The organism is Neobacillus cucumis (assembly GCF_002860255.1).
GTDB lineage: Bacteria > Bacillota > Bacilli > Bacillales > Cytobacillaceae > Neobacillus > Neobacillus cucumis_A.
The window spans coordinates 34,998-46,159 of the sequence record NZ_PGVE01000065.1; the positions used below are offsets into that span (position 1 = coordinate 34,998).

Annotated in this window: 11 protein-coding genes; 8 read left to right on the forward strand and 3 right to left on the reverse strand. The window is 35.1% G+C overall.

What is annotated here, in order from left to right:
• The first annotated feature begins 159 nt into the window (after positions 1 to 159).
• Together CVD27_RS18105 and CVD27_RS18110 are read left to right on the forward strand one after the other, a co-directional pair.
• On the forward strand, positions 160 to 1,410 hold the full coding sequence (locus tag CVD27_RS18105) for a DHH family phosphoesterase (protein WP_101649359.1): 1,251 nt from the start codon (positions 160 to 162) through the stop codon (positions 1,408 to 1,410).
• A 284-nt stretch (positions 1,411 to 1,694) separates the two neighbouring features.
• A complete protein-coding gene (locus CVD27_RS18110; RefSeq protein ID WP_101649308.1) occupies positions 1,695 to 2,690 on the forward strand; it encodes an acyltransferase family protein in 996 nt (331 codons plus the stop codon).
• 40 nt (positions 2,691 to 2,730) lie between these two features.
• Here the strand turns inward: CVD27_RS18110 and CVD27_RS18115 are convergent, their stop codons facing one another.
• The 3 genes from CVD27_RS18115 to CVD27_RS18125 form a co-directional block, all read right to left on the reverse strand.
• The gene (locus CVD27_RS18115) at positions 2,731 to 3,255 is read right to left on the reverse strand and encodes a MerR family transcriptional regulator (RefSeq protein ID WP_101649309.1); all 525 of its coding nucleotides are present in this window, start codon (positions 3,253 to 3,255) and stop codon (positions 2,731 to 2,733) included.
• 97 nt (positions 3,256 to 3,352) lie between these two features.
• Complete coding sequence (locus CVD27_RS18120; RefSeq protein WP_257984419.1) at positions 3,353 to 4,324, reverse strand: MerR family transcriptional regulator; 972 nt, start codon at positions 4,322 to 4,324, stop codon at positions 3,353 to 3,355.
• 217 nt (positions 4,325 to 4,541) lie between these two features.
• Entirely contained in the window at positions 4,542 to 5,330 is a 789-nt protein-coding gene (locus CVD27_RS18125; protein WP_101649311.1) for an HAD family hydrolase, read from the reverse strand.
• Positions 5,331 to 5,473: 143 nt separating this feature from the next.
• Between CVD27_RS18125 and CVD27_RS18130 the strand changes: the two genes are divergently transcribed.
• The 6 genes from CVD27_RS18130 to CVD27_RS18155 all read left to right on the forward strand — a co-directional run bounded on the left by CVD27_RS18130 (position 5,474) and on the right by CVD27_RS18155 (position 11,067).
• Positions 5,474 to 6,214, forward strand: a complete 741-nt coding sequence (locus CVD27_RS18130) for a polysaccharide deacetylase family protein (protein WP_101649312.1) — start codon at positions 5,474 to 5,476, stop codon at positions 6,212 to 6,214.
• A 93-nt stretch (positions 6,215 to 6,307) separates the two neighbouring features.
• Positions 6,308 to 7,132 (forward strand): DUF2935 domain-containing protein, encoded by an 825-nt coding sequence (locus CVD27_RS18135; protein ID WP_101649313.1) that lies wholly within the window; start codon positions 6,308 to 6,310, stop codon positions 7,130 to 7,132.
• Positions 7,133 to 7,384: 252 nt separating this feature from the next.
• Positions 7,385 to 7,732 (forward strand): hypothetical protein, encoded by a 348-nt coding sequence (locus tag CVD27_RS18140; protein ID WP_101649314.1) that lies wholly within the window; start codon positions 7,385 to 7,387, stop codon positions 7,730 to 7,732.
• Between the two features lie 148 nt (positions 7,733 to 7,880).
• Complete coding sequence (locus CVD27_RS18145; RefSeq protein ID WP_101649315.1) at positions 7,881 to 9,383, forward strand: aminotransferase class V-fold PLP-dependent enzyme; 1,503 nt, start codon at positions 7,881 to 7,883, stop codon at positions 9,381 to 9,383.
• Positions 9,384 to 9,603: 220 nt separating this feature from the next.
• Positions 9,604 to 10,092 carry a L,D-transpeptidase family protein gene (locus CVD27_RS18150; protein WP_101649316.1) on the forward strand — a complete coding sequence of 163 codons (489 nt, stop codon included), beginning with the start codon at positions 9,604 to 9,606 and terminating at the stop codon, positions 10,090 to 10,092.
• 132 nt (positions 10,093 to 10,224) lie between these two features.
• Positions 10,225 to 11,067, forward strand: coding sequence for a hypothetical protein (locus tag CVD27_RS18155; RefSeq protein ID WP_101649317.1), 843 nt, complete (start codon positions 10,225 to 10,227; stop codon positions 11,065 to 11,067).
• Positions 11,068 to 11,162: the final 95 nt, after the last annotated feature.

Genomic DNA, 11,162 nt, shown 5'->3' on the forward strand with positions numbered 1-11,162 from the left:
TTAATTTTAAAAAATAATCGATTTTATCCTTCATTTACGTTATATTTAGCAAATGGATAGAAAACGGAAATAGGATGTACTGAACACTGAATAGGAATGTATATCAAAACCAAACTAAGGGTTATGGGGTTATGGAAAAAAGATTGGATGGTGTCTTACATGGTAAAACTCTTTACGGATATTGATTTAGACGGCTTAGGATGCGGGCTGATTGCCAAAATCGCCTTTGGTGAACAGGCAAATGTTTATTATTGTTCTTATCGCAATTTAAATCAACGCGTGGAAATGGCGATTAATCATCCCGGTAATAAACAGGAGGAAATTTTTATTACTGATTTAGCGGTGAACGAGTCAGTTGAGAAAATGCTCGAAGAACGTTATCAACAAGGAAAACCAGTTCAAATGATCGATCATCATGTGACTGCACTTCACTTTAATGAATACAAATGGGGAAGGGTTCTTCCTGAGTATGATAGTGGTAAAAAAACATGTGCAACTTCTTTATTTTATGATTATTTGATTGAACACAAAAAGATTGAAAGAAATTCTGCTCTTGAGGAATTCATTGATCTAGTCAGGCAGTATGATACCTGGGAGTGGGATGAAAATAACAATGTAACGGCAAAGCGGTTAAATGATTTATTTTACATACTAAATAGAGAAAAATTTGAGGAAGAAATGCTGAAACGGCTAAAGGAAAATAAGGAATCCTTTACATTAACTGAAACGGAAAATATGATCCTTGATATCGAGGAACAAAAGATAAATCGTTATATCCAATCCAAAAGCAGACAGACGATTCAGACGTTCGTAAATGATTATTGTATTGGGATTGTCCATGCCGAACAGTATTTATCAGAACTTGGGAATGCTTTAAATAATATTTATACCCATTTAGATATGATTGTCCTTTTAAATATAAGTGGTAAGAAAATGGGATTTCGAACCATTCATGATGAAGTAAATGTGGCTCAATTTGCACAAAACTATGGAGGAGGGGGACATCCAAAAGCATCTGGAGCTGATTTGTCTAAGGAAGCTTTTCAAACATTTGTTGTAGAGGTCTTTGGCATAAATCCACTGAAACCTGATACGGACCGGAACGAATTTAACGTAAAGGAATCCCTACTAGGGACAAGTTATCAAAATCATAACGGGGAAATTTCATATATCGTTCCAACTGGAGATGGACCTTATTACATTGTTCATAAAGGGGAAAGAGAAGCTCCGTTGTATTCCAGTTTCCCAGAAGCCGAGCGAGCCTTGAAAAGAAATCATGCTTCATGGCTCCGATATGATCAAGAATATTTAAAGCAACTGTCCGTATTTCTCAAAATATCAATTGATGAACTGAAGGATAATTATAATGAAATCATTAGTAACCATTTTGTTGATATTATGAATGTGTAAGAGCTTAGGACTACCTAAGCTCTTTTTTAGTGGTTAAGCTTTTCTTAAGGATGAACTGGTAAATTATTCGTAGGTAGATAGTATAGTTATTTTAGAATTGTAATTCCTGTGCAACAGTTGGTAAAATCAATTACATATTCCTGTAATAATTTTATGATATTCTTGGTATAAGGATATTTGTCTCTACTTTTCAAGATTGCATAAAATGTATTTGTATTCAAATTACGATTATACAAAATAACATATTGAAATACCTTTTTGAAAAAATCAACTGAGGTGATTAGATGGCTGTAACTTCAAAAAGGAGTAAATTTTTCGATAATGCCAAATTTATTCTGATTTTTCTTGTCGTCTTCGGGCATATCATTAGTCCCCTTAAGGAGCAGGATGGTATACTTTTTACTTTATATTCGGTAATATTCTTGTTCCATATGCCGGCTTTTATCTTAATCTCAGGATACTTTGCAAAAGGATATAAAAAGAAAGGCTACTTTATAAAGTCAGTAAAGAAGATCTTAATCCCTTATTTTATCTTCCAGATAATCTATTCCGTATATTATTTCTTAATTGGCAAGGAAGAGAAGTTGGCTTTTGATTTCTTACACCCTCATTGGACTTTATGGTTTTTATTAAGTTTATTCTTTTGGAATATATTGTTATATGCTTTTGCAAAGTTAAAGTGGCTAGGTTTTGCTATTGCGATTATTTTAGGAATTGCCATTGGTTATGTAGATAATGCCGGTAGTTTTTTAAGTCTTTCTAGAACCTTTGTATTCTTCCCTTACTTTTTATTAGGCTTCTTATTAAATGCCAATCAGTTAAAACGGGTAGTCCGTGCTAAGTATGCACTTCCAATTGGGATATTTATCATTCTTGCAACCATGTTATTCTTTGGATTAGGTTTCCCAAAAGATGCCGTCCCGTGGCTGCTAGGGGACACATCTTATGAAAATATGGGGGGGATGGTATGGTCGGATGGCCTTGTACGGATGCTGCAATATGTATTGACATTATTGGTTGTATTCGGATTTTTAGCATTAATTCCATCCACACAATATAAGTTGACCAAAATTGGTGAAAGAACCTTATATGTATACTTATTCCATGGTTTTATTGTCAAATCAATCCAAGCAATGGTACCTGATGAGAGTTTAGAGTTCTTATCAGGAAATTACTTTTTGCTATTATTCTTGTCGTTCTTCATCTGCCAAATTCTTGGCAGCTACTTTATAAAAAAGTATACACGCCCACTGGTTGAGTTGAAAGTGAAAACTGGATAAATACAAAAAAGTCGAACGGTCCTACGTTCGACTTTTTACATTATAAGAAGCTTAAAAGACTGCTCATAAAATTCTTCTTTTTCCGCTTAACCTTTTTATGGTCAAAGACCATTGGCTCTTCATTTTTTAATGGTAAGTTCTCTTTATCAAGCTGGCTTTGAAGTAGTTCAACCTTTTGCGATAAGATCTTAACTTGCTCCTGTAATTCCTCTATTTCCCGGCGATGCTGCAAAAGTTGATAGGAAGCAACAGAATCTGCTTTTGCATGTAAACTTAGCTCCAATTCCTGCACTTTTGAATATAATTTCTCCATTGCCTTATCATTTTCAACAGATTTTACTGTACCTTTACGAACGCTTTTTTTCTCACCTACAGGGCTAATTTCATGAAGAAGTGTTCCGGCTTGAAGTTTCTCGTGAATCTCTCTTAATAGATGTATATCTTCACTGCTAAAATGATAATGTCCTCGTTCATTTTTTTCCATTGGCAGCTCCAGCTGCTTTACCCATCGCTGTATGGTACTCGCAGATACCCCTAACAATTTCGCTACTTCACTAGTATTCATGCTGAATCCCCCCCTAATGATAGAATAAGCTGAAAAATCTAGAGTGACAAAAGATAAAAATGTTCAGATAAACGAATGGAACACTATAAAAAATAGGTTAAGTCCAGAATTTCCACCATTTTTTTTCTTTTGCTGCTGCTACATCACGAAAATTGGTTAACATTTGTTGAAAGGCTAACTCTCTCTGGCTTACTTCTTGACGGTACAGATTCCTTTCTTCCATTAGAAATTCACGGTCTTTAGTAATAGCTTCACTTAAACTTGAGATTTCGTTGTTTGTTACATCTACATAATGGGAAAGTTCTTCAGAAGTCTCCGATAACTGTTTTGAGAGCGAGAAGATCTCTTCAGAGGTTTCTAAAGAAGCGTGTGTTACTTTATTCGCAAGTTGCTTCAGTGTATCAGCCGTTTCCTCTGAGGCCTTTTCAACAGATTCAGATAATTCTTGAATCTCTGCCTTTGTATTTTCAGTGGATTTATAAATGGAATCCGATATGGATTTAACGGTTACAAAGGTACCTTTTGAGATTTCTTTTCGAACTTCCTCTAATACCTCTTTCCGTACGACACTGCGAATTTCATCTTTAACCTCGCTTAGGAATGTGTTTTTATAAGTTTCCATTGCTTCGAAAAACAGCTCGGTATTTTTCATTGTACTCTCCTCGATCGGCACGGGAGTAATGGCCTCTTCTGGAACAATTTCCAACGAAAATTCAGATTCGGTAAATAGGGCCTCTTTATAATAATTGTCTAAAGAGGGTTCCAGTTCAATAGGATCCGCGTCACCGTTAGATATTTCTGAAGTAACCAATAGCTCGTCTGAAAAATCACCCTTCTCAGGCTCCTCCATTTTTTGCATCTCGTGGCGAATGGCCTCTTTACTTACCTTTTTGTCAGCCATCTGTTTTATTTCTAACAATAATTCAATCTCTAAATCTGTATATATTCTGGCTCCTTGTTTGGTCCGAGGGATATCTAGTAAATCCTCAAAATCTTGTTCCCATTTTCTTAGTGTACCAGGTGAAACATTTATTTTTTTAGAAACTTCTTTTAAGGTATAGGTCTTCATTAAATCCATTCCTCTCTCTATTTATATAGGAAATTTTTTGCTCATTTACTAGATATTCACCATGGGGTATACACTTTTCCTGCTGCTTGACAAAAGCTATCAAAACAAGACCGAAACCGCGAAATACTAACATTTTTTTGCAAAAAGAGCGTTAAGATAAATGAATAACTAAAAAGTGCAGATATTCCCTAGCGAAATACCTGCACTTTTTATTTCTTTATTCAACTAAACCGAGCATTTTTAAACCATTAAATATGCCTGAGTTTGTCACCTCAGTTGTTCTATGCTTGGCATATTGGAAAATATCAGGATGCCCATTCCCCATGGCAAAACTCTCCCCAACCGCGTGGAGCATTTCCTTATCATTCATCCCGTCACCAAAGGCAATCGAACTTTCTTTGGGAATATCAAGATATTTTAAGAGCATCTGAATTCCATAGCCCTTATTAATTTTATCTCTAATTACATCATAGCAATGCTTTAGACCTTCAACATTTACTTGGGATAAATGAATGCCTGCCTCACTTTCATATAGAGACGTATCCTCTGGTTTTAGGTTAATCATGGTAATCCCTAATACATCACGATCAAACTCTGAGGAATAAACTTCATTTTTATGGAAATGGAACACATCGATAAAATGATGGATAAAAGGGGCATCAAGGTTTGTAAAAATATTTTCTTTATTGGTATAAAGTACGGCATCATGGTTATGCTCATGAGCAATCTCGAGGTAATGGTTAACTAGAGATTTCTCTAACGGTTCCTGAAAGATATCTGCGCCTTTATAGACAGCGTAGGCACCATTATAGCCAATAAAAGAATGGATGTTCAATTGGGCTGCTAAATCATTGATTTCGTGAAGCGGTCTTCCTGTTGCTAAAAACACTTCTATTCCCTGGTCCTGAACCTGGGCAACAGCTTTTTTTGTTGACTCTTCAATTCTGTTATCTGGTGTTACTAGAGTACCATCAATATCTAAAAATAAAACTTTATACTGTGTCATCCTGCTGCTCCTTTTTTTCATAGTTAGGAATAGTTTACCACTTTTCGTATTGGGATATCATCCTTAATTTACCGAATGATTGATTATGCATTAGGAAATAGTAATTGGGAATGTTCTAATCAAAATTAGGTGAGGAATTTTAAATGAAAAAACTTTTTATCTTATTGCTAGGTATATTCGTATTGCTTCTCCCAAATAGTGTAAGTGCAGCCCAAAGGGTACCAATCCTCATATATCATTCGATTGCGGAGTTTTCGGGTACTGGTTCAAAGGAGCTTTATGTCACCCCGGAAAACTTTGAAAAACAAATAGTGTATTTAAAAGATCACGGTTTTACTCTTTTAACATTTGAACAATGGCAGGAAGTAAAGAATGTTAAAAAGCCGATTTTTTTAACTTTTGATGATGGCTATAAGAATAATTTAAATGTGTTATCCATTTTTCAAAAGCTGAAAACAAGGGATTTTAAACCAAAGGGAACGATTTTTGTCATTTCTGACTTTATTGGACGGCAAAATCGCCTGTCAAGAGCTGAAATGAAACAGATGAACGACTCAGGCCTAATTTCGATTCAGTCTCATACGTCTACCCATCCTGATTTAACTAAAACAAATGACCTAACTTACGAATTAAAGAATTCTCAAGAAAAAATTCAAGGAATTACCGGAAAAAAGGTAATTGCCCTTGCTTATCCATTTGGTAACACAAATAATCGAGTCATTACTGAAACGAAAAAGTATTATTGGTTTGGACTGACGACAACTCCTGAACCTTATAATCCAACCAGGATAAAAGATGAACTATATTTGCTCCCTCGGATATACGTTAAATATTCAACTGGCATTAAAGAGTTTGCCAATATAGTAGAAGTGAATAAACCATAACAAGGTTGCCTTTTTTAAGGCAGCCGTTTTTTATGAAAAACAAATTTCTAATTTGGGCAGGTAGGAATATCCTCTTATAGAGGGGGGATTGTGATGCCGGGTACTATTAGTTTGTGGGAAGAGCATTTGTTCTGGCTCGAAATTTTACAGGATCATGCGATATTTGTCCGAGACCATTTATCAGTCACAGAAAGAAATGAAATATCCATTTCAGAAGGATTTAATCAATCCTTTCAAAGATTACTTAACAGTCTGAAAGAATTGAATCCTACCTGGGATTACGCATCAACCGAAATGGTTGCCTTTGCCAAAAAAGCTTATTCCACAGCCTATGAATATTTCCGCTTTGAAGGCCATTTACAGAATTTAAGAATTAAAAACGAAATAAACCTAAACCTGTCACCAACTTATTTAAATGGCACATTAAATGAAAATCAAGAATATTTAAGAATTTTATCTTACCTCAGCAATGGACAGCAGCCGATTCCACTCCGGCTGGACCAACTGTTAGATTTATGGCTTGAAGATCAATTGGGTCATATTATTCTACTAAAGAATTTGGTCGATCCTATTGAATTGACTGTCGATAGGCAAACCGACCTTTATGCACAGAGGTTTCAGATGTTTATTTTACAAAATCATCATATTAAAGGTTTCTTGCGCTTTACAGAGCAGGGGTTCCCTCGGCAAAAAGAACTGGCGTTAGAAGTGGGAAGAACCGTTATTGAAATGAATTTATACATTCGTTCCATTCTTGAAAAATATAATGGGGATAGGGTATTAAATAAGACGACACTTAGATTTATTGAACACCATTTTCCTGAGACTTGTTATTTTGTTAAAAAATTAGCTGAATTTGCTCCAGAACTTCAGGCGGAAAGTGTTCATTGCTCTTTACGTAAACCTTCATTTGGCTAACTAAAAAAACTGTGCAAGCTGTTAGAGACACTTTGCACAGTATTTCTCCATTATATTACTTGATTAAATCCTAAAAGAGGTACAGGATAGAACTAATTAATAATCAACGAGTCAAAAAATAGAGTTTTGATAATGTGTACTCGCGACGAATATTATGAATGAAAAGACATTGTAAACTAAGGGAAACTTGTATGTAATCAAACATCGCTATAATAGGGGAAAATAGTCGAATCTATTAGGGCGGGTGTCTATATGGAAGAAACGATGACGAAATCGTATTTACAAAAGTCTCTTGATGAGTGGAAGGATGATATCTCCTTAGTTTTGTCTGAAATTGCAAAAGAATATGATGAGGTGGCACAGGAATTAAAGGTGTATTCCTATAAGTATGGTATTACGAAACAGGTCATCCAATCTACGGTCAATGAGGAGATAATCGAAAAAATCCGTGATATGTATCATAAACCTTTTGAAGAAAGCTATAACCAGCTTAAAGAGTACATAAAAGATTTAGAAGAAAAAAGAAGAGTGTTTCAAATGTTTATTCAAAAAATTGAAGAGGTAACCAAAAAGGAATCTGCTAAGATTACAACTTACTAAAAGCACAATTAATCAACACCTGAAATAAATAATTTTTGAAGGGCAGTCAACAGTGGCTGCCTTTCTCTTTGTCTGAAATAAAAATAAACGGTGTCAACGGCCCTTGCATATATTGTATAGAGAAATAATAGTGTGAGGTGTGGAACAAATGATCACAGCAAACATTGGGAGTAATACGTTTCGTATTCCGGAAACCCTTGAAGAATATTTTCAACCATTCCGCTCACATGTGATTGGGTTGAACCAAGAATTTGATTCCCCCTATGGTAAAAAGAAAATAATTTATGCCGATTGGACAGCCAGCGGTCGTTTATATCAACCTATTGAACAAAAAATTTCTGAAGTTTTTGGACCTTTTATGGCCAATACTCATACAGAATCGAATATCACCAGTTTAATGATGACAGGCTTATACAAGCAGTCAAAAAAAATTATCAAGGAACATGTCAATGCAGATAAACATGATGTGGTAATCCTTGATGGTTTTGGGATGACTTCGGTCGTAAATAAACTCCAGAGAATCTTAGGGCTTAGAGTACCTGAAATGTGGAGAAGCCATTTAAAACTTTCAGAAAAGGAAAGACCCGTCATTTTCATAACTCATATGGAACACCATTCTAACCAAACTTCCTGGCTTGAAACACTAGGAGAAGTCGTATTGGTAAACCCGGATAGGGAAGGAAGGGTGGACATAAACCATTTAGAACAATTGCTTCATGTTTATAAGGAACGTCGCTTAAAAATTGGTTCTTTTTCAGCATGTTCAAATGTAACAGGAATCCAATCCCCATACCATAAGCTTGCCAAGCTTATGCATCAACATGGCGGACTTTGTTTTGTTGATTTTGCGGCATCTGCACCGTATGTCCCGATTAATATGCATCCAGAAGACCCCCTTGAGAAACTTGATGCGATATTTTTCTCGCCCCATAAATTCTTAGGAGGCCCCGGAACAAGTGGGGTATTGGTTTTTGATTCTAGGATTTACACAAATATGGTTCCGGATCATCCTGGCGGCGGAACCGTGTTATGGACCAATCCGTGGGGGGAACACAAATATTTAGATGACATAGAGATGCGGGAAGACGGGGGAACGCCGGGGATATTACAGTCTATTCGGACAGCTCTTTGTCTGAATTTGAAAAGTAAGATGGGGATAGATAATATTTTAAAAAGAGAAAAAGAGCAGCTTAGACTTTTATTTTCCGAATTGGATCATCTCCCAGAGGTGAAAATTTTAGCTGGGAATATCAAAGATAGAATGGGGATTGTCTCGTTTTATATTGAAAAAATTCATTATAATTTAATCGTTCGTCTCCTAAATGACCGATATGGAATCCAGGTAAGAGGGGGATGTTCATGTGCCGGAACATATGGCCATTATCTATTAAATATCGATAAAACCACTTCCCATTATATTACGGACGAAATTACTCATGGAAATATGTCTTCTAAACCGGGGTGGGTTCGTTTCTCGGTCCATCCAATTATGACAAACGAAGAAATCTTAATTTTCACTCACGCTCTAAGGGAGATAATAGAGAACATAGATGAATGGAAAAAGGATTATGTTTATGACTCCGCAAGTAATGATTATTTTTATATTCATCACCTTCGTGAAGATATGTCCCCATTCTTTCGATTTAAATGATTCTTCAAATTACTCTTGAAAATTTGTTAGAAAACAACGACTATACGGAAGAAGCTGTAAATATGCTTATAAAAAGCAAATATTGAATGGACGCTTATCTTTATGGATAGGCGTCTTTTTAATCATTCCTAAGATTAATTGTGCATTAATTTGAAAAGCAGTAATACAGTCAACCACAAACTTGTATACGAATATGCTATCAGAAGAAAGGTGGGATAGCATGATTCATACAGTTCAACCCGGTGAAACGCTCGGGATTATATCAGCTAACTATCGAGTCAGCCTTAGGCGCCTTTACGCAGCAAATCCGGGGGTCGGGCAGTTACACGTGGGACAAAAAATACAAATACCTGGTTTGCCTGAACCAAGCACTTTACCCTATTCCATTCAAGTGTTAGTGGGAAAAAAGAGACTTACATTATACCACAATGGCAGGTTTGTAAAAGTCTTTCCAATCGCAGTTGGCAGGATATTAACACAAACCCCAGTTGGAGATTTTGTCATTGTAAACCGCCAATATAATCCAGGAGGTCCATTCGGAGTATTATGGCTTTCACTTTCAAAACAAGGATATGGGATTCATGGGACAAATGATCCGAGTTCAATTGGAAAATCAGTTTCTCATGGCTGCATTAGAATGTATAATCGAGACGTGCTTCAGTTAGCTGAGCTGGTTCCAAATGGAACTAGAGTTAGTATTCGTCCTTAAAATAAAAGGCTTGATCAGCCTTTTTTATTTAAGACAGAGTGATTCAAAAATAGGGGTTATTTAAATTTATTAATTATTTCCTCCTTTTTTTCTAATACTATTGTAATAAGAAATGTTAAGGACGGATGATTCATGAGGATAAAAAAAAATAGTGTTCCTTTCTTTATCTTATTTCTAATTCATACTTTCCTCATTGGTTTAAGTTTTTATAAAAGTAAAAATAAAAAGGAAACCTTTATTCTTTTGGGATCCATTATGGGATTTTCTTATTTATTAGAGTTTTTTGTATTAAATTTATTTAAGGCATACAAATATAAACCGAAAGTATTAAAAAATAAACAGATGGATAATATTTTTGGTGCGTTTTTGTCCCAGTCTTTCTTTATCCCTTTTACTGCCGTGTATTTTACAATTACTAAAGCGGGATGGAAAAAGAAACTTTTTGGAAGTATGTATTTTTCCATAGTTGAAATGATTTTTTTGCATCTGGGGGTATATAAACACAATTGGTGGAGAACGATCTATACCTTCATACTGCTTCCGATATGCTTTTTAATAAGTGATGGTTGGTATTACCTGATTACAAAAAAACATGTCCTGATCCGTCAGTTTTCCTTCTTCTTGATAATAATGGTAACAGAAACAAATTTATTTTTGCTTTTAGCCATCCTTCGTAAAATCCGATTCGGAGTGGGCAGGTACCATGGGTGGACGGAGCATTTTATTATCACGCCTATTTATTCGATTACCATTTCAATTGTTACTTTTTTAAATTTTAAAAAACAAAATGATGGGTTGGCAGGATTAAAGGTTATTTTGTTAGATGCTTGTTTATATCAGATTTTTTGTAAGTCAAGGATATTAAAAATAAAGATTAATTTAATGAGTTATATCTTAATAAAAACCGTGATGGTATTTATATACGGGGCATATAGAAAATGGATCTTTGGAGAAAAAGAATTGAATAATATATAATAAAAAAACGCCCACGTGGCGTTTTGGTATGATTCATTCTTTTCTTGATAATAAAATGTAAGCATGATACAATGACTGTTGGTATTATATGTATC

Coding starts and splice junctions, on each gene's coding strand:
- CVD27_RS18145 (WP_101649315.1), top strand. CDS start 7,881: ATGATCACAGCAAACATTGGGAGTAATACGTTTCGTATTCCGGAAACC.
- CVD27_RS18135 (WP_101649313.1), top strand. CDS start 6,308: ATGCCGGGTACTATTAGTTTGTGGGAAGAGCATTTGTTCTGGCTCGAA.
- CVD27_RS18120 (WP_257984419.1), bottom strand. CDS start 4,324: ATGAAGACCTATACCTTAAAAGAAGTTTCTAAAAAAATAAATGTTTCA.
- CVD27_RS18115 (WP_101649309.1), bottom strand. CDS start 3,255: ATGAATACTAGTGAAGTAGCGAAATTGTTAGGGGTATCTGCGAGTACC.
- CVD27_RS18150 (WP_101649316.1), top strand. CDS start 9,604: ATGATTCATACAGTTCAACCCGGTGAAACGCTCGGGATTATATCAGCT.
- CVD27_RS18140 (WP_101649314.1), top strand. CDS start 7,385: ATGGAAGAAACGATGACGAAATCGTATTTACAAAAGTCTCTTGATGAG.
- CVD27_RS18110 (WP_101649308.1), top strand. CDS start 1,695: ATGGCTGTAACTTCAAAAAGGAGTAAATTTTTCGATAATGCCAAATTT.
- CVD27_RS18125 (WP_101649311.1), bottom strand. CDS start 5,330: ATGACACAGTATAAAGTTTTATTTTTAGATATTGATGGTACTCTAGTA.
- CVD27_RS18155 (WP_101649317.1), top strand. CDS start 10,225: ATGAGGATAAAAAAAAATAGTGTTCCTTTCTTTATCTTATTTCTAATT.
- CVD27_RS18105 (WP_101649359.1), top strand. CDS start 160: ATGGTAAAACTCTTTACGGATATTGATTTAGACGGCTTAGGATGCGGG.
- CVD27_RS18130 (WP_101649312.1), top strand. CDS start 5,474: ATGAAAAAACTTTTTATCTTATTGCTAGGTATATTCGTATTGCTTCTC.